10 protein-coding genes are annotated in these 18,931 nt (G+C 72.5%); 7 read left to right on the top strand and 3 right to left on the bottom strand.

Going from position 1 to position 18,931, the window contains the following annotated elements; translation table 11 throughout:
• Positions 1–27 precede the first annotated feature (27 nt).
• Complete coding sequence (locus ABZ801_RS05940; RefSeq protein WP_360693439.1) at positions 28–579, bottom strand: DUF4352 domain-containing protein; 552 nt, start codon at positions 577–579, stop codon at positions 28–30.
• A 439-nt stretch (positions 580–1,018) separates the two neighbouring features.
• Complete coding sequence (locus ABZ801_RS05935) at positions 1,019–1,477, bottom strand: hotdog fold thioesterase (RefSeq protein ID WP_344952052.1); 459 nt, start codon at positions 1,475–1,477, stop codon at positions 1,019–1,021.
• Positions 1,478–1,521: 44 nt separating this feature from the next.
• Here ABZ801_RS05935 and polA point away from each other — a divergent pair, with 44 nt between their 5' ends.
• From polA to ABZ801_RS05900, 7 genes are all read left to right on the top strand, one after another.
• A complete protein-coding gene (polA, locus tag ABZ801_RS05930) occupies positions 1,522–4,221 on the top strand; it encodes a DNA polymerase I (RefSeq protein WP_360693436.1) in 2,700 nt (899 codons plus the stop codon).
• Between the two features lie 415 nt (positions 4,222–4,636).
• Positions 4,637–5,755 carry a polysaccharide deacetylase family protein gene (locus tag ABZ801_RS05925; RefSeq protein WP_360693433.1) on the top strand — a complete coding sequence of 373 codons (1,119 nt, stop codon included), beginning with the start codon at positions 4,637–4,639 and terminating at the stop codon, positions 5,753–5,755.
• A 243-nt stretch (positions 5,756–5,998) separates the two neighbouring features.
• Positions 5,999–7,465, top strand: coding sequence for a 30S ribosomal protein S1 (rpsA, locus tag ABZ801_RS05920; protein ID WP_344952043.1), 1,467 nt, complete (start codon positions 5,999–6,001; stop codon positions 7,463–7,465).
• A 1,583-nt stretch (positions 7,466–9,048) separates the two neighbouring features.
• Positions 9,049–11,004, top strand: a complete 1,956-nt coding sequence (locus tag ABZ801_RS05915) for an endonuclease/exonuclease/phosphatase family protein (protein ID WP_360693429.1) — start codon at positions 9,049–9,051, stop codon at positions 11,002–11,004.
• Between the two features lie 37 nt (positions 11,005–11,041).
• A complete protein-coding gene (locus ABZ801_RS05910; protein WP_360693426.1) occupies positions 11,042–11,536 on the top strand; it encodes a GNAT family N-acetyltransferase in 495 nt (164 codons plus the stop codon).
• A 45-nt stretch (positions 11,537–11,581) separates the two neighbouring features.
• Positions 11,582–12,193 (top strand): dephospho-CoA kinase, encoded by a 612-nt coding sequence (gene coaE / locus ABZ801_RS05905; protein ID WP_360693423.1) that lies wholly within the window; start codon positions 11,582–11,584, stop codon positions 12,191–12,193.
• Between the two features lie 471 nt (positions 12,194–12,664).
• Positions 12,665–12,952 carry a hypothetical protein gene (locus ABZ801_RS05900; RefSeq protein WP_360693420.1) on the top strand — a complete coding sequence of 96 codons (288 nt, stop codon included), beginning with the start codon at positions 12,665–12,667 and terminating at the stop codon, positions 12,950–12,952.
• A 42-nt stretch (positions 12,953–12,994) separates the two neighbouring features.
• Here ABZ801_RS05900 and ABZ801_RS05895 read toward each other — a convergent pair whose 3' ends face one another.
• Positions 12,995–18,814 carry a TIR domain-containing protein gene (locus tag ABZ801_RS05895; RefSeq protein ID WP_360693417.1) on the bottom strand — a complete coding sequence of 1,940 codons (5,820 nt, stop codon included), beginning with the start codon at positions 18,812–18,814 and terminating at the stop codon, positions 12,995–12,997.
• Positions 18,815–18,931 lie beyond the last annotated feature (117 nt).

Raw genomic sequence — 18,931 nt, 5'->3', positions numbered from 1 at the left:
CCGGTGCCCGGGGGGCGGTCTGCGTTTTCAGGTCAGGGGGATGTCGGCGGGCGGTGGTTCGCTGACGGCGCCGACCGGTGGTGAGCCGAGGATGCGCAGGGCGGTGACGCGGGCCTGGCCGGGCAGGTCGTACCAGAGGTCGAACTCGACCCGTACGCCCGCGCCGATCGACAGCTTCTCCGGCTGCCGCTTGACCATGATCGCGTTGACGTCGGGGGAATGGGTGCGTCCGTCGGCGGTGACCAGCAGTTGCCGCCAGGTGTCGAAGAGCTGGATGTCGCGGCCGCGGTTCTCGGCGAGGACCCGCACCCGCGCGTACCGGCCTTTGGGCTTCATCTCGGCGTGGGTGCCGAGGATCTCGTGTATGCCGTCGCGGAAGCCGAGGGCGGTGACCTCCAGGTCGGCGCTGCGGGCCCGCCTGGCGTGCAGGGGCGTCTCGCTCTCCCGGACGGGTCGTGGCGCCAGCTCGTAGGAGGGCGTGGCCGCGCGGGCGGGACGGGAGTCGTCCGAGCACCCCGAAACCCCCGCCAGCCCCACCAGGACGAGCGCGGCGCCCGGCACGACGGCACGTAGACGCATGGGCCGAACGTACGACCGCGCAACGGACGCGGGAACGCCCCCCGGCCGTTTCGCGACCGAACCGCAACCACCGACCCCCACTGACCGGTGTCGCCCCCCGGCCACCCCCTCGGGGCCGTCAGAGGCGCTCCCTGGCGAGGCGTGGACCAGCGGCCCGCGTTGTCGGCGGGCACGCTGCTCTCAGGTTTGGCGGGGGTTCCAGGGGGTCGTCCCCCTGGGAGACAAGACGAGGAGCAGCGGCCCGCGTTCTCCGCGGGCACACTGCTCCCAGGTCCGAGGTCCGAGGCCCGAGATCACCTTTGGGGCCGTACGGGTCTTCCCCGGAAGCGTACGTTGTCTACTCAGTGATCTCGGGCCGTTCCAATCAACGTTACCGATCAGACGCCTTCGTCCGCAAAGGAACCGCCGTTCCGGGGGAGGCGTTCCCGCGGGCGGCCGGTCATCCGGTGGGCAGTTGCGGCACCGGGTTCGCGCCGTCGGCGGGGGGACGGTCGCGGAGCATGCAGGTCAGGCGGGCGGTGCAGACGCGGCGGCCGTCCTCGTCGGTGATCACGATGTCGTAGGTGGCGAGGCTGCGTCCCGCGTGCAGCTTCGTCGCGACGCCGGTGACGTACCCGTCGGTGGCCGACCGGTGGTGGGTGGCGTTGATCTCGATGCCGACGGCGACGCGGTCGCGACCGGCGTGCAGCGCGGCGCCCGTCGAGCCGAGCGACTCGGCCAGCACGCAGGAGGCCCCGCCGTGCAGCAGCCCGTACGGCTGGGTGTTGCCCTTGACCGGCATGCGCCCCACCACCCGTTCGGCCGTGGCCTCGAGGATCTCCACCCCCATGGCCCTCGGCAGGTGGCCCTGGGCCACGCCGTTGAGCAGTTCGACGAGCTCCTGCTGGTCGTCCGTCATCGAGCCTCCCTCAAACCGTCGTACGCGCAGACTAGAGTCAAGCTGTGGCGACACAAGCATCGACCCCTGACAAGCAGCACGACCGGCTCCTCCTGCTCGACGGCCACTCGCTGGCCTACCGGGCGTTCTTCGCCCTGCCGGTGGAGAACTTCAACACCACCGACGGGCAGCCCACCAATGCGGTGTACGGCTTCACCTCGATGTTGATCAACGTGCTGCGCGACGAGCAGCCCACCCACATCGCGGTGGCGTTCGACAGGTCCGAGCCCACGTTCCGGCACGAGCAGTACGTGGAGTACAAGGCGGGCCGGCAGAAGACGCCCGACGAGTTCCGCAGCCAGGTCAGCCTGATCTTCGAGGTGCTGGACGCGCTGCGCATCCCGCGGCTGTCGGTGGCCGGGTACGAGGCCGACGACATCATCGCCACGCTGGCCACCCAGGCCACCGCCGCGGGCATGCGGACGCTGGTGGTCACGGGCGACCGGGACGCCTTCCAGCTCGTCGACGAGAACGTCACGGTCCTGTACCCGGTGCGCGGGGTGTCGGAGCTGACCCGTTACGACCCGGCCGCGGTGGAGCAGCGCTACGGGGTGCCGCCCGAGCGGTACCGCGAGCTGGCCGCGCTGGTGGGGGAGAGCAGCGACAACCTGCCGGGCGTGCCCGGCGTCGGTCCCAAGACCGCGGCCAAGTGGCTCACCAAGTACGGCGACCTGGACACCCTGGTCGCGCGCGTGGACGAGATCAAGGGCAAGGCGGGCGACAACCTGCGCGAGCACCTCGGCCAGGTGCTGCGCAACCAGCAGATCAACAAGCTCGACTGCGAGGTCGGCCTGGAGCTGACCCCGCCGCAGCTGACCATGGGCCGCTGGGACCGCGACGAGATCCACACCCTGTTCGACTCGCTGCAGTTCCGGGTGCTGCGCGAGCGGCTGTACGCCACGCTGTCGGCGGTGGAGCCCGAGGCCGACGAGGGCTTCGAGGTGGAGCTGACCGAGCTGGAGCCGGGGGCGCTGGGGTCGTGGCTGGCCGAGCACGCCTCCGGCGCCGACCGCACCGGCCTGGCGGTGTCCGGTTCGTGGGGCCGCGGCACCGGCGAGGTCACGGCGCTGGCGCTGGCGTCCCTAAAGGGCCCGGCGGTGCACCTGGACCCGGCCGAGCTGATCGAGGACGACGAGCGCGCTCTGGCCGCGTGGCTGGCCGACGCGTCCCGTCCCAAGGCGATCCATGACGCCAAGGGCCCGATGCTGGCGCTGGCCGCCCGTGGACTGTCGCTGGCGGGGGTCACCAGCGACACCGCCCTGGCCGCGTATCTGGCCCTGCCGGGGCAGCGCACGTTCGACCTGGCCGACCTGGTTCTGCGCTATCTGCACCGTGAGCTGCGCGACGAGTCCGACGACTCCGGGCAGCTGACCCTGGACGGCTCCGGTGAGGCCGAGGCCGCCCGCGACCTGGCCGTGCGCGCCCGCGCCGTCGCCGAGCTCGCCGACGCCCTCGACCGCGACCTGGAGCGGCGCGGCGCCACCCGGCTGCTGCGCGAGGTCGAGCTGCCCCTGGTCGGTGTGCTGGCCGAGATGGAACGCGCGGGCATCGCCGTGGACGCCGGGCACCTGGCGGCGCTGTCGTCCTCGCTGGGCGGCCAGGTCAAGGAGGTCGAGCAGCTGGCGCACACCGCCGTCGGCCACGAGTTCAACCTGGGTTCGCCCAAGCAGGTGCAGCAGGTGCTGTTCGACGAGCTGAACCTGCCCAAGACCAAGCGCACCAAGACCGGTTACACCACCGACTCCGAGGCTCTGACGAACCTGCTGGCCAAGGAGGGGCATCCCGTCCTGGAGCACATCCTGCGCTGGCGCGAGGTGGCCAAGCTCAAGAGCATCGTCGACTCGCTGATCCCGATGGCCGACGACGCCGGGCGCATCCACACCACCTTCAACCAGATGATCGCCGCCACCGGGCGGCTGTCGTCCACCGACCCGAACCTGCAGAACATTCCGATCCGCACCGCCGAGGGCCGGCAGATCCGCGAGGCGTTCGTCGTCGGCGAGGGCTACGAGTGCCTGCTCACCGCCGACTACAGCCAGATCGAGCTGCGGATCATGGCGCACCTGTCGGAGGACGAGGCGCTGCTGGAGGCGTTCCGCCAGCGCGCCGACTTCCACACCATCACCGCCTCCCGCGTGTTCGGCCTGCCGCCCGAGGAGATCGACTCGGAGCTGCGCGCCCGGATCAAGGCGATGAACTACGGCCTGGCCTACGGCCTGTCGGCGTACGGGCTGTCGCAGCAGCTGCGCATTTCGGCCGACGAGGCCCGCGAGCTGATGGAGGAGTACTTCCAGCAGTTCGGCGGCGTCCGCGAGTACCTGCGCGAGGTGGTGGCCCGCGCCCGCCACGACGGCTACACCGAGACCATCCTCGGCCGCCGCCGCTACCTGCCCGACCTGACGTCCGACAACCGGCAGCGCCGCGAGATGGCCGAGCGCATGGCTCTCAACGCCCCGATCCAGGGCTCGGCCGCCGACATCATCAAGGTCGCCAGCCTCAACGTCGACCGCGCTCTGCGCGAGCACGGGCTGCGCTCGCGCATGCTCCTGCAGGTCCACGACGAACTGGTCTTCGAGGTCGCCTCGGGCGAGCTCGACCGCCTCCAGGAGCTCATCCGCGAGCAGATGGTCGGCGCCTACGACCTGCGCGCCCCCCTGGACGTCTCCATGGGCACCGGCCGCACCTGGCAGGACGCCGCCCACTGACCCGGCGCCCCCGCCCCGCCCCGCTCCGTCCGCCCCGCGCGCTGAACTGCCTCGGCAGGCGAGCGCGCCTCGACCGGGCGGAACGACCGGAATCCCGACGGGGCCGCCGAGTCGTTGTGTGCCAGCCGTCTCAGGCATACCGCCCTGGCTTGCCGGGTGGTGGTAGGCGAGGCGACACGCGGGGGCGGGGCGGTGATCTTCGTTGCGCTGGCGACATTTTGTGATCGGCTGACTTCGGTCGGCGATCAAGGCGGGTCAGAGGGGTATTCGGGAAGGCGCGTACATCTCAGCAGGGCGGGGCCGCCGGGGCGGGCGTCAGAGTTACCGGCATGTCGGGTTGGCGGGTCTCTGTCCGTCGCGGACGGAGGAGCCGTACGCTTTCCCTGGCCGCGTTCCGTGGGCCGTTGGAGGGGTCGTGCCGCTTCTTCACAAGATCGCCGGTGTGGTGATCGTCTGTGCTGTGATCATGGGGCTCGTCCTCCCGCGGGACGAGCGCGGGTCCGAGCCGGAGCGCGAGGCGGCGCGGGCCGGGGCGCAGACCAAGTCCGAGAACGAGGCGGACAAGGACACCCCGGCGAGACCGGCGCGGCAGGGGCGCACGACGCACGCGCGGCCCTCGCCCTCGGTGACGGTGATCGCGCAGGCGCGTCCGGAGGTGGCGCGGATCCGGGCCAACGAGCTCGGGCAGATTCCGGTGTTGATGTATCACCGGATCGTAAAAAAGCCGGAAATGTCGCTTGACCGGTCCGTCCAGGAGTTCCGGGACGAGATCACGCGGCTGGCCAAGTCCGGGTACGTCCCGATCACGGCCGGCGAGTTCGCGGCGGGGCGGGTCGACGTCCCGGCCGGGCGGCATCCGGTGGTGCTGACGTTCGACGACAGCACGCCCGGGCACTTCGCGCTGGACGCCCACGGCAACCCCGCGCCCGACACCGTCGTGTCGGTCCTGACCGAGGTGGCGCGCCAGTACCCCGGGTTCCGGCCGACGGCGACGTTCTACCTGAACAAGGATCCGTTCCAGCTGGGCGATCGCACGGGCGAGGGGCTCAAGTGGCTGGTGCAGCACGGGTTCGAGCTGGGAAACCACACCCTGTCGCACAAGAACCTGGCGCAGATGTCGCAGTCCGGTGTCGAGAAGGAGATCGGCGACATCGAGGGGCAGATCGTGTCGCTGGCCGGGGTGCACACCAAGACGCTGGCCTACCCGTTCGGGTCCGAGCCGAAGAAGGCCGCCTGGGCGCAGGCCAAGACGGGCTCGTACCGGTTCAACGGGGTCTTCCTGGCCGGGTGGCGGCCGTCGGAGTCCCCGTTCAGCAGGGACTTCGACTGGCGGCACATCCCCCGGGTGCGGTCCGAGGGCAAGATCGCCGAGGACGACTGCAAGCGCTACTGCTCCACCGCCTGGCTCGACTGGTTGGACAAAAATCCCACGGAACGGTACATCTCTGATGGGGATCCGAATACCGTTTCGTTCCCCAGGGCCGCGGAAAGCAAGCTCGCCAGCCGGTTCCGGGTGTACGCCCGCGCCTACTGAGCGCCGCTCGTCCACACCCTCCGATTGACCCCAGGCTGTGCGTCCCATATTCTGATCGCTGCGCTGTGGGCCTGCGCGTGTCTCGGACGGAGCAGGCTCGCGCTCGGTCAGGTCGTCGACATCGGTTCGGTATCACTGACGCGGCTCGCGCCGCGTCCCTTCCGGTCCTCGGCAGGGCGGAAATGGGCCCGCCGCGCATCCGTCAGACAACTTCGCATGTCCGTATCCGGAGCCAGCCGACACATGACGAGCAGCACCGAGGCGACCTCGACCACTCCGCAGGTAGCGGTCAACGACATCGGGTCCGAGGATGCCTTCCTCGCCGCGATCGACGAGACCATCAAGTACTTCAACGACGGCGACATTGTGGAGGGGACGGTCGTCAAGGTCGATCGTGACGAGGTTCTCCTCGACATCGGCTACAAGACCGAGGGCGTCATCCCCTCCCGAGAGCTGTCCATCAAGCACGACGTCGACCCCAACGAGGTCGTCGCCGTGGGCGACCACGTCGAGGCCCTCGTCCTCCAGAAGGAGGACAAGGAGGGCCGCCTGATCCTGTCCAAGAAGCGCGCCCAGTACGAGCGCGCCTGGGGCACGATCGAGAAGATCAAGGACGAGGACGGTATCGTCACCGGTACCGTCATCGAGGTCGTCAAGGGCGGTCTCATCCTCGACATCGGCCTGCGCGGGTTCCTCCCCGCCTCGCTGGTCGAGATGCGCCGGGTGCGCGACCTGCAGCCCTACGTCGGCCGCGAACTCGAAGCCAAGATCATCGAGTTGGACAAGAACCGCAACAACGTGGTCCTGTCCCGCCGCGCCTGGCTTGAGCAGACCCAGAGCGAGGTCCGCCAGACGTTCCTCAACACCTTGCAGAAGGGCCAGGTCCGCAAGGGCGTGGTCTCCTCCATCGTCAACTTCGGCGCGTTCGTCGACCTGGGCGGCGTGGACGGCCTGGTGCACGTCTCCGAGCTGTCCTGGAAGCACATCGACCACCCGTCGGAGGTCGTCGAGGTCGGCCAGGACGTCACCGTCGAGGTCCTCGACGTCGACATGGAGCGCGAGCGGGTGTCCCTGTCGCTCAAGGCGACCCAGGAGGACCCCTGGCAGCAGTTCGCCCGCACCCACCAGATCGGGCAGGTCGTGCCGGGCCGCGTCACCAAGCTGGTGCCGTTCGGCGCGTTCGTCCGCGTCGAGGAGGGCATCGAGGGCCTGGTGCACATCTCCGAGCTGGCCGAGCGCCACGTGGAGATTCCCGAGCAGGTGGTCCAGGTCGGCGACGAGATCTTCGTGAAGATCATCGACATCGACCTCGACCGGCGCCGCATCAGCCTGTCGCTCAAGCAGGCCAACGAGGGCGCCGTGGGCATCGAGGAAGAGGACTTCGACCCCACCCTCTACGGCATGCCCGCCGAGTACGACGAGCAGGGCAACTACAAGTACCCCGAGGGCTTCGACCCGGAGACCGGGGAGTGGCTGCCCGGCTACGAGCAGCAGCGGGAGACGTGGGAGCGCCAGTACGCCGAAGCGCGCGCCCGCTTCGAGGCGCACCGCCGCCAGATCGAGGAGGCCCGCAAGGCCGAGGCGGAGGCCGAGGGCGGCAGCGTCGGCGGCGACACCTCCTACTCCGGCGGTGAGAGCGAGTCCGGCGGCGCCCTGGCCACCGACGAGGCCCTCGCCGCTCTGCGCGAGAAGCTCTCGGGCGGCCAGTAGGCGGCGCCCCGCTCAGGGCCCGCACGTCGCGCCCTGAACGGCTCGTGACAGCCGGTCCGGGACGTGGTTCCAGGGGAAATCCCCAGGAACCACGTCCCGGATCGACGCGCCCGTCCCTCCAGCGCAGCCTGCCCTGCGACGGCCGGCTCGGCCAGCACGATCAGGGCCCGGCTATGGAGCCCAACGGCCGGCTCAGTGCCACCCGTAACGCCACACGCCTCTCGCGGCACCTGCCCGTGGACGTGTGCGCAGGGAGCCTCTGAACCCCCGGTCGAGCTACTCCAATCACCGGCGCCCTGCCCGCGCCGTAGGCCCGCCCACAGGCGGAGTCGAGGGTGTCACTCCGTTCACCCCGTTACCCGTCCTCGCGGCAGCCCGCCCGTGGACGCGTCGGGGTCCGCCGACTGAAACCGTCGGCTCAAACCGCCTCGAACGCCCCGCCACGCGTGCCTGGCTCCCCGCCTCCTGCTGATGTCTCGCAGGAACTGCGGAAATCAGCCTAGGGACCGCTGGGGCTCACGAGGTTGGCGTCGCTGTACGTATCGTCGCGGCGCCATGCCAATGGACGTGACACACGTCGCCGGCCGGCACCCCCGGCTCAACTGCCTCGAGCACTCGCACTGTGCGTGCATGGCTGGCGGTTCCCCTGCGGGTGACCGCTCGTAGACGCTTCGGAATCCGGCTAGGGAACCGAACTCCTCACGAGGCATCACCTGCTGCACGCGTCCTCGCCATGCCGATGGCCGCGTTGCCGGGACACAGGCTGAAACCCCTGGCTGCAGTTCTCTTGACCGCTCGCACTATGCACACCGGGATCGCCGTGGCTGCGGCTGATGTCTCGGGTTCGGGTTGCAGGCGGCTGCCCTCTCCCGCCATGCGTCTTGCGGCGACGTGCCGGTGGACGCGTTGCTGGGGTGCTGGGCTCCTGCGTGATGGCTCGCCTGTTCGCGCTGTGAGTGCCTGGTTCGCTGTTCGCTGCGGGTGATGGGCGTACGTGCTGTCGACATCCGGTCGGGGTTGCTGGCGCTTAGGAACGCCCTCATTTGCCGCATGTGTGCTTTTGGCGGCTGTGCTGCCGGGGTGCTTTTGATACCGCTGGTGTGTGATGGCTCTCATGTGGGTCATGGCGCGTTGGTGCTGTCGGCACGGGCTGCTGGGCCTCAGGGGGCCGTGTGCGCTGCGTGTGGCCACGTGGGGCTCATCCGTGGATGTTGTTGCGGGGGAGCCGGTGGGGTTTTTTAGGCAGGCTGTTTGGGATGCCGTCGTGTACGTGCGGCCGCCTTCTTGGAGGGGCTGCTGCTGGCGTGTTTGTGCTGGAGGTTGTTCCAGGTGGGCGCTCGGTTTGGGGTGGCTGTGGCCGTCGCGCTCCGGGAGGGGCGGTGTGGGCGGTGTGGTGAATTTTGGGGAGTCGTAGCGGCGCGGGGCGGTCGGCGGGTCATAGGATCAACGACCGGAGGTGCGGTTCGTGGATCGGCCTTCGGCCGTGATCCTTGTGGCGCCCGCCGGACCCCTCCGGTCCCCGTCGGCGGCCCGCCCGCTCGTCCCGCCCGTTTTCTGCTCGTCCCCGGGGAGCACACGTTCAATTGGCCAGCACAGAGGTAGGCACCCGGACCGGCGGCCCCGCGCAGGCCGGTCCCTCGATCGTCCCGCAGGGGCCGGCGCGGCTGGTGCTGATCGCCGTCACCGTCGCCGTGCTCGCGCAGACCCTGCGCTTCTCGCTGCCCCAGTTCGACCACTTCGCCGACTCCGCCGGCACGGGCGTGGCCGGTGCGGCCGTGCTGGCGGTGTTCATGGCGGGGTTCGCCGGGCCGCTGGTGCGCCGGGCCGCAGGGCCGCGCGGGCTGCTGCTGGCCGGGGTCGGCGGGCTGCTGGCGGTGCGGCTGGTCGCCGAGGCGATCGAGCCGCGCACGTGGCTGGCGTTCGTCGGCACCGCGATCGGCATGGTCGCGGTGGCGGCGCTGTACGAGGGGGCGCGCGGCCTGTCCGGTGTGGGATTCGCCACGGCCACGGTCGCGGGCCTGTCGGCCGACACCGCGGTGCGCATGGCGTTCGGCACCTGGGACCCGGTGTGGCGTCCCGGGGTGTGGCCGTGGCTGCCGTGCCTGGCGTTCGTGGGCCTGGGCGCCTACGCGCTGTACCGGGAACTGGCGTCCGGGCCGGTGGAGGCGCCGGGCATCTCCTGGCGGGACGCGCTGGGCGCCTCGGCGATCGGGCCGTTCCTGGCCCTGCAGACGCTGGTGCTGTCCAGCCCGGCGTTCGTGGCGTCGTCCGGGTGGCGGTCGCTGACCGTCGCGCACGTGGTGGTCGTCGTCGGGCAGGGGCTGGCGCTGGCGTTCCTGGCGTCGGGCCTGGCGGTGCGGGCGGTGCCGGGCGGCGTGTGCGTGCTGGGCGGCACCCTGCTGGGCGTCGGCGCGGGCGCGGTCGCCGGCACGTACGCGGTCAGCGGCATCGAGGTGGTGCCGGTGGTGATCGTCGGGCAGGTGCTGTCGGCGTGGCTGCTGGCGGTGGCGTGCCGCGCGCCGCTGCGCCGCGCCGGGACGGGCGGCCCGGTGTGGCGGATCGACGTGGGCGCCGCGCTCGGCGGGTTCCTCGTCGCGCTGATCCTCATCCCGTACCAGGTCAGCGCGATCGAGCCGCTGCCGGTGCCCAACAACGTGCTGCCCGGCCTGGCGGGGATCCTGCTGGGCGCGCTGGCGGCGATCGCGGCCGCGCGGGGCGGTCCGCTGCCGGCGCGGGCGCCGGTGCGGGCGCTGACCGCGGGGGCCGCCGCGCTGGTGCTGCTGCTCGGCACGCTGATCTACACGTTCACCACCCCGAACCGGGAGGCCGGCGCGGCGGCCCGGCCGGCCGGGCAGGTGCGGGTGCTGACCTACAACATCCACGACGCGGTCGACCAGGACGGCCGTCTCGACCCCGAGGGCATCGCGCGGGAGATCGAGCGGCAGCGCGTCGACGTGGTGCTGCTGCAGGAGGCCGGACGCGGGTCGCTGCTGTCGGGCACCACCGACGTGGGGGTGTGGCTGTCGCGCCGCCTCGGGATGAAGCTGCTGTGGGGGCCGGCCGCCGACGGGCAGTTCGGCAACGCGATCCTGACGTCGCTGCCGGTGCGCAGCTCGGGCACCGCGCGGATGGCCAAGGCCGACTGGTCGCAGATCCGCGGGTACGTGTGGGCGCGGCTGGCGGTCGGCGGCACCACGATGGACGTGTGGTCCACGCACCTGGAGGGCGGCGCCGACCAGGACGCCGAACGGGTCCGCGAGGTCGCCACGCTGCTGCGGGCGTGGGGCGGCGCCCCCCGCACGATCATCGGCGGGGACTTCAACGGCGGGCCGGGCAGCCCGGCGATCAGCCGGATGCTGGACGGCACCGAACTGCGCAGCGCCGCGTTCGGCGGCGACCCGTCGCCGACCACGGCGCGCGGCGAGCGGGTCGACTGGGTCTTCGGCACCGACGACCTGACGTTCTCCGACTACCAGGTGGTGCGGTCGCGGGCGTCGGACCACTATCCGGTCGTGGTGACCGTCCGGATCGGGCGGTGAGCCGGACCGGCGGCCCGCGCCCCGCTAGGGTCGGCCCATGGACGAGCCGCAGGTCGTGATCGAGCGGGCCGGGCCCGCGGACGCCGGGGAGATCCTCACCGTGCAGCGTGCGGCCTACCTGGCCGAGGCGCAGCTGTACGGCGACCCGTTCATCCCCCCGCTGGTGGAGTCGCTGGAGCAGCTGCGCGCGGTGCTCGGCGGTGACGCGGTGGTGCTGAAGGCGGTGGCCGGGCACCGCCTGGTGGGGGCGGTGCGGGCGCAGTTCAGCGAGCACACCTGCCTGATCGGGCGGCTGGTCGTCGCGCCGGACGCGCAGGGCCGCGGGATCGGCGGGCGGCTGCTGGCGGCGCTGGAGGAGCGGGTCGCGGGCCGCGCCGACGCGTGCGTGCTGTTCACCGGCCATCTCAGCGAGGGCAACCTGCGGCTGTACCGGCGGGTCGGCTACAGGGAGACGCACCGCGAGCGCGTCGCGGCCCATCTGACGCTGGTGCACATGCGCAAGGTCCTGGTGCCCGCGACGGCCGCCGGCTGACCCCGCTCCCTGGGCCGCTGATCGAGCGGTCGTTAGGGTGGGGGCGTGCTGAAGGTGGGACTGACCGGCGGGATCGGATCGGGCAAGAGCGAGGTGTCGGCGCGGCTCGCCGCGCACGGCGCGATGATCATCGACGCGGACCGGATCGCCCGGGAGGTGGTCGAGCCCGGCACTCCCGGGCTGGCGGCGGTGGTGGAGGAGTTCGGCGCGCAGGTGCTGCGGCCGGACGGCGCCCTGGACCGCGAGCGGCTGGGCTCGATCGTGTTCTCCGACGCGGACCGGCTGGCCGCGCTGAACGCGATCGTCCATCCCCTGGTGGGGGAGCGGGTGGCGGAGCTGATGGAGACCGCCCCCGAGGACGCCGTGGTGGTGTACGACGTGCCGCTGCTGGCCGAGAACGGCCTGGCGGGCATGTACGACGTGGTGGTGGTCGTGGACGCCCCCGTGGAGACGCAGATCCGGCGGCTGGTGGAACGCCGCGGGATGACCGAGGAGGAGGCGCGGGCGCGGATCGCCGCCCAGGCCACCCGTGAGCAGCGTCGCGCGCTCGCCCACCGCGTCATCGACAATTCCGGGAGCCTGGACGAGCTGCGGGCCCAGGCCGACGCGCTGTGGGACGAGCTGACCCGCCGCGCCCACGCCGCCCCGGCGGGGTGAGCGCGATGCGGGTCTCGTGGGCGACCGACCAGGGCAGCCCCGCACGGCGCAATGAGGACTTCGTGGCCGCCGCCCCCGGCGCGGTGGTGGTGCTGGACGGCTGCGGCCTTCCGCTGGGCACCGACCTGGGGTGCGTGCACGGCACCGCCTGGTACGCCCGTTCGCTGGGCACGCGGCTGCTGGCCCGCCTGCTGGACGGGGTGAACGAGGCGCCGCAGGCCGGGCCGCCGGTCGGGCCGCCGGAGGGGGCGCACCGTCCCGCGAGCAGGCCGCTGGTGGGGCGCCTGGCCGGGGCGATCGCCGACGTGGCGGCGTCGCACCGCGCCACCTGCGATCTTCGTCATCCGGCCACGCCCGCGGCGACCGTGCTGGCGCTGCGGGTGCGCGGCGATCTCCTGGACTATCTGGTGCTCGCCGACTCGACCCTTCTGCTGGACGGCCCAGACGGCCTTCAGACGGTCACAGGCGGCCATGTGTACGCCGCCGCGGACCCGGGCGGCCGCCGAGCACGCCATCACCGGCACGGTGCCGCTGAGGGACGTACGGCGGGTGCTGCTGCTGACCGACGGCGCCACCCGCCTGGCCGACCTGTTCGGCGTCACCGGCTGGGCCGGGCTCGTGAAGATCGTCGAAGGGCAGGGCCCGGCGGCGCTGGTCGCCCGGACCCGGGAGGTGGAGCACACCGATCCCCGGGCCGTCCGCTGGCCGCGCAACAAGCCGCGCGACGACGCCACGGTCGCCTACTGCACGTTCCGGTAAGGGGGCCTGGACCCCGCCACGGGCCCCGAGCCAATGGCCGGGTCAGAACTCCGCGTCCAGGGGGATCTGGCGGACCTCGGGGAGGTAGGCGTCGAGCTCCCCCGGCTCGAAGCGGCACATGCCGACGGCGTACCAGAACTCCGAGGTGGCGTCGCCCTCCCACTTGTAGCGGCCGGACGGCGTCAGGGCGGCCCATCCGGCGGGCAGCCCCAGCAGGGTCGCGCGGCGGACCGGAGCGGCGGGGTCGGACACGTCCCACAGGATGATGGCGCCGTCGTCGCCCGCGCTGGCCAGCAGGGTGCCGTCGGGGGAGAACGACAGTGACCACACACGCCGGGTGTGGCCGGTGAGGGTGTGCAGGGTGCCTCCGTCACGCGGATCCCACAGCCGCACCACCAGATCGTCTCCGGCGGTGGCCAGGAGGGTCCCGCCGGGGTGGAAGGCGGCGGACCACAGCCGTCCGGTGTGGCCGGTGAGGACGCGGCGGGCCTGGCCCGAGCGCGGGTCCCACAGCCAGGCGGCGCCGTCGTTGCCGGCGCTGACGAGGGTGTCGCCGGTGGCGTCGAACTGCACCCGGTAGACGCGGTCGGTGTGGCCGCGCAGCGTGGTGACGCATTCGCCGGTGCGGGCGTCCCAGAGGCGGACGAGGCTGTCGTCGCAGCCGGTGGCGACCAGGCGGCCGTCGGGGGAGAAGTCGATGGAGCGCACCCGGCCGCGGTGGTCGGCCAGGTTGACGGTCTCGCGGCCGGTGGTCCAGTACCACAGGCGGACGCTGTCGTCGTCGTTGGCGGTGGCCAGCACGTCCCCGTCGGGGCTGAACGCCTGCGCCCACACGTGGTCGGTCTCGGCGTTGAGTTCGCGTTCGAACATCCCCGTGCCGGCCTGCCACAGGTGGACGCCGCCGTCGTTGGTGGCGGTGGCCAGTTGCGTCCCGGCGGGGTTGAACGCGGCGGAGGTGAGGTTGTCGGCGGCGCCGCGCAGCTCCCGCACCAGGCGTCCGGTGCGCGGCTCCCACAGCCGTACCAGGCCGTCGTTGCCGCTGGAGGCCAGCAGACCGCCGTCGGGGGAGAAGCACACGCCGGTGACGCGGCGGCCGTGTCCGCGCAGCACGGCCCTGCACTGCCCCGTCTCGGCGTCCCACAGGCGGGCGGTGCCGTCGTTGCTGCTGGTGGCGAGCTGGGATCCGTCGGGACGGAACGCGAACGGCCACACCGCCCCGCGGTGCCCGGCCAGTTCCACGCGCAGTTGCCCCGTGTCGGGGTCCCAGAGGCGTACGGCCCCGGCGCTGTCGGCGGTGGCCAGGCGTCCCCCGTCGGGGCTGAAGGTCGCCTGGTAGATGGCGCCGCCGTGGCCGGTGAGGGTGCGGTGGTGGCGTCCGTTCCGCCACAGCCGTACGGAACGGTCGGTGTCGCCGGTCACCATCAGGTCGCCGTCGGGGTGGAACGCGACGGCGTAGACGCGGCCCGTGTGGCCCACCAGTTCGTGCTGGATCTCCCCGGTGTGGATGTCCCACAGCCGGACCACGCCCGCTTCGTCGCCCGCCGCCAGGAGTGAGCCCCCCGGGTGGAACACCGCCCGGTAGACGGCGCCACGGTGGCCGGTGAGCGTGCGTTGCAGTTGCCCTGTCGTCAGGTCCCAGACGCGCAGGACGCCCCCCGCGTCGCCCGTCACCATCACTGTTCCGGTGGGGTCGAACACCGCGGTGTAGACGGGTGCGGTGTGGCCGGGCAGCTCGTGGCGTTTCTCGCCGGTGGCGCAGTCCCACAGACGGATGGTGCCGTCGGCCGCCCCCGCCGCCAGGAGCACGCCCCGGTAGGGGCCGTCGGCGCCGGGATGGGGCGGGCCGACGACGACGGGCCACACCCCTTCCGGGTGCACGGTGAGCGTGTGCGCGCAGTGCCCCGTGGCGAGGTCCCACAGCCGTACGGAGCCGTCGGCCGAGCCGGTGGCCAGCAGGTTGCCGGTGGCGTCGAACGCGACCGCGTAGGTGCGGTCGCGGTGGCCCATGAGCGTGCGCAGGGGCGTGCCCGTCACCGCGTCGCACACCAGCACGCCTCCGTCCTCGCCCCCCACCGCCAGGATCGACCCGCCGGGGCTGTAGGCCAGCGGCTGCGGCAGCCTGCTGGTGGCGAAGTGGAACCCGTAGGGAACGCCGATCCCGGCGGGGGCGACCTGCAGGTCGACGGGGCGGCCCGGGGCGATGGCGGCCTCGCGCAGCTCGGGCGCCGACGCGACGCGTTCGGGCAGGGCCGCGTCGATGAGGGCGGCGCGCGTCCAGCGGCTGCCGTCCACCGCCACGTCTCGCAGGTCGGCGCGGGCCAGCCGCGCCCGCGACAGGTCCGCCCCGCGCAGGTCCGCGCCGGTCAGCCGCGCCCCGTCGAGCCGCGCCCCGGCCAGCGAGGCGTCCCGCAGCACCGCGCGCGACAGGTCGGCGCCGACCAGCTGCGCGTCGGTCAGGTCCGCGCCGGTCAGGTCGACGCCCTGGAAGTCGCGGTAGGACAGGTCCTCGCCGGCCAGGCGGGCGCCGCGCAGGTCGGTGCGCGCGGACGTGCGCAGCCTCGTGGTGATCTTGATGGCGTTGGAGCGGGCCACGTCGTCGGCGTCGGCGTCCGCCAGCACCCCGACCGCCCACTCCTGGCACGCGCGCGTGTCGGCCAGGTCGCACAGGAAGTCGACGGTCAGCTGCGACAGCGCGCGGGTGACAAGCGCGCGCGGGGCCGCACCCCGGGCGAACTCGTCCGCGATGTGCCGGGCGACGAGCCACTCCACCACGGAGCCGTGGATGAAACCGAACAGGCCCTCATCGGTGCGCACGAGCAGGCTCCCCGCCCCGACCGCGTGCGTCACCTGGTGCGGCGACAGGCGCCCGTCGGTGAGACCGGTGAGCGTGTCGGACACGTCGGCGAGTTCCGCCAGGCGCAGGAACGACTCGTTGCTCTCCCACAGCCGCAGCGCGAGCGTCCCCACCGCCTGCCACATGGCCTCGGTGGTGAGCCCGGCCGGGCCCCCGGTGTGGCGGACCCGGTCGGCCTCGTACGACAGCCACGACGACAGGATCTCCCGGTACAGGTCCGCGGGGCTGACGGTGTGGCGGGCGTGCGCGACCGCCCGCAGCCGCTCCTCGGGCAGGTCGGCGATGAAGCTCAGCATGCGCGGGTTGCTGGTCAGGCCCAGCAGTTCCTCCAGGCCCGACAGGATCCGCAGCCGCTCGTCGGCCACGCGTTCGTCGCCGTAGCGGTTGACCAGGTACGCGCGGACCTGCGAAGGGGTGAAGTCCTCCAGGCTCAGCACCCGGCGGTGCGGCAGCACCCCCACCTTCTCGCCGAGCGCGGTGAGCACCTGCGCCTGCGACTTGAAGTGCTGCGTGCGGCTCGCCACCACGATCTTCGCCTTGTCCTGGGCGGCCTGCAGCAGCGTGTCCAGGTGGTCGGCGGCCTGGTCGTAGGTGACGCGGGTGACCAGCTCGTCGAACCCGTCGAACAGCAGCACGATGCGGCCCTGCCGCAGCATGTAGTGGAACGCCTTGAGGTCGATCAGCTCCTCGCCGTGGTTGGCCAGGTGCGCGGCGACCAGGCCGTCCACCGAGTGCGCCTTGTCCAGCGCGCGCAGCTCGATGAGGATCGGGATGACGTGCGGCAGCTCCTCGGGGATGCGGCGGGCCAGCTCCCGCAACGCGAACGTCTTGCCGCGCCCGAAGTCGCCGAGCAGCAGCAGGAACCGGCCGTGGTCGGCGGCCAGCAGGCGCAGCATCTCCTCGACGACGTCGTCGCGCACGTCGTTGCCGGCGGCGTCCGGAGGCAGCCGGTCCAGCTCGCGGTAGCGCTGCGGCACGTACAGGGACGGCGGGTACAGGCCGCCGGAGGACAACCGCGCCGTCTGGCCCGCCACGTACTCCGACAGGTCCAGCAGCCCCTGGAACTCGGTGAGGCTGCGCACCCGGAGGCCGCGGCGCAGCGCGTCCTCGCGCAGTGACCGGGGCGGGGGCGGCCCCACGTAGACCAGCTCCGAGCCGTGGTCGGATCCGTCGGCGTGGACGTGCCGGACGAACGCGTCCACGTCCGCCTCCGTCACCTGCCCCACGTGCGCGCCGATGCGGTACTGGCGGACGAAGCCGTCCTCCAGGTGGGTGAGCAGCAGGTGCGGCGCGTCCGTCCCCCCGTCCGGGCGGGGCGCGGGCACCACGCGGCGTATCTGGGCGCGTTCGAACCGGGTCTCGCAGGCTTCGGCGATGCGGTCCAGCAGCCGCGCCGTGGGGTCGGGCGTGGTGTCGGCGCGTTCGTCGCCGTGGGCCCGCTCGATCCGCGGAGTGGGGGCGGGCGGCGTGAGCTGCTCGCGCGGCGGGGGGAACGTCCGGTCGACGCGGGCCCAGGACCGTTCCAGCCGTTCGGGGCCGCGTCGCTCCGCCTGGTCGGGGATCCAGCGTTCCAGGCCGTCGCGCCGTAGGACGATGGTCTGGTGGCGGCCGGGGCCGAGGGCGGGCACGACGGGCGCCTCGGACGGCATCAGCGGTATCGCGCCCAGTTCCGAGGGCGTCCCCTGGAAGAACAGGTTGACGTGGGCGCCCAGCAGGGAGTCGACGGTGCCCGGGTCGCGCAGCGCGTCCCGCTCCCCGGCGACGGGGCTGTGCGCGACGGCTCCCAGGCGCAGCCAGCCCTCGTCCTCGAAATGCCGCAGCCGTTCGGTGAACCAGGCGGCCTGCGCGCGCCCCACCTCCCCGTAGCGGTCCTCCGGGCGGTGGGTGAGCGGCAACGTCGAGTTGAGCCCGGCCACGACCACCTTCAGGTCGTTGACGGGGAACAGAGTCCAGGGCTGGGCGCTGTCGAAGATGAGGCTGTCCAGCCCCTGGTAGAACTCCTTGAACAGCCCCGCGAAGTGCCGCCACTTGGGCCAGTACGGCGGCTGCGGCTCGATGTCGTCGGCCTCGCAGCTGGAGAAGTACGCCTGGCACGCCGCCCGGGTGACGTCGTGGGGGCCTGGCACGACCACCACGCGCTGCGCCTCCAGGCCCAGCAGCGCCCGCAGGCTGGTCAGGAACGACAACGCCTCGGCGAACTCCTTGCGGCTGCCCGAGTGGGTCAGGTCGCCCGTCACCACCAGCAGGTCGGGTCGCGGCACGCCCGCGTCGGCCAGCCGCGTCACATCGCTCCAGATGCGGTCCTGCAGCTCGGTGGCGGTGGTGGGCTCGTCCGGCTCGGCCAGGGTGCGTCCGAACCGGGGCCCGGACACGTGCAGCACGCTCAGATGCTCACGCGGCCCCGTGTCGTCGGCCCCGCCCGGGAACACGGGGGCCACGACGGGTGTACGGCGCACCGTGCGCTCCCCTGTGGGCTCGGGCAGCGCCCGGCCGGCGGATTGCGCGGAAGTCTCTGGGAGCGCCCCCGGCGCTCCGGGGAAGACCGGGCCGGAGTTCGGCCGCGCGTGCCCGGCCAGCGCCTCCTGGATGCGTTGCATCAGCAGCGCGCGCGCTTGCGCGGGGTCCTCCACCCCCACCAGGTCCACGTAGGTGATGGTCGACAGCAGCCCGTCGATGTCGCAGTCCTCGATGCGCACCGTGACGAGCTTGCGCGCGGGGTCGTCGGGGTCGGCGCGCAACGCCGTCATCCACTCCAACCGCCCGTACCGCGACCGCAGGTAGTTGCGCGACAGCACCGCGATGACCGCCTTGGCCTCCGACAGGCCGCGGTCCATGAAGTCGATGAAGTTGGTGCTGGGCACGAAGTCCCACGCCTGCATCATCGTGCGGTGCCCGGCCGTCTCCAGCTGCCAGGCGATCCACGCCGCCCAGCGCTCGTCGGCAGGGGAGTAACTGATGAAGAAGTCAGTCGGGCGATCCTGCCCGGACGAGCCGGAAGGGGGTGTCATGCGGTCAGTATCGCGCGCGCGAACCGGCCCGCGCATCGCCGAAACGCCCGCGCCGTAAGGGCTGCGGCCCCTGGGAGCCCGGTCACCGGGGGAGGCGGGGCGGAGCGTACCGTGTGG

Source organism: Actinomadura sp. NPDC047616, from assembly GCF_040642915.1.
In the GTDB taxonomy this organism is placed as follows: Bacteria; Actinomycetota; Actinomycetes; order Streptosporangiales; family Streptosporangiaceae; genus Spirillospora; species Spirillospora miaoliensis.
This window is presented reverse-complemented; position numbering and strand designations above follow the sequence as displayed.

Excerpts from the sequence above, each read along its gene's own strand:
- ABZ801_RS05940 (WP_360693439.1), bottom strand. The coding sequence starts at position 579 with ATGCGTCTACGTGCCGTCGTGCCGGGCGCCGCGCTCGTCCTGGTGGGG.
- ABZ801_RS05935 (WP_344952052.1), bottom strand. The coding sequence starts at position 1,477 with ATGACGGACGACCAGCAGGAGCTCGTCGAACTGCTCAACGGCGTGGCC.
- rpsA (WP_344952043.1), top strand. The coding sequence starts at position 5,999 with ATGACGAGCAGCACCGAGGCGACCTCGACCACTCCGCAGGTAGCGGTC.
- ABZ801_RS05910 (WP_360693426.1), top strand. The coding sequence starts at position 11,042 with ATGGACGAGCCGCAGGTCGTGATCGAGCGGGCCGGGCCCGCGGACGCC.
- ABZ801_RS05900 (WP_360693420.1), top strand. The coding sequence starts at position 12,665 with ATGTGTACGCCGCCGCGGACCCGGGCGGCCGCCGAGCACGCCATCACC.
- ABZ801_RS05895 (WP_360693417.1), bottom strand. The coding sequence starts at position 18,814 with ATGACACCCCCTTCCGGCTCGTCCGGGCAGGATCGCCCGACTGACTTC.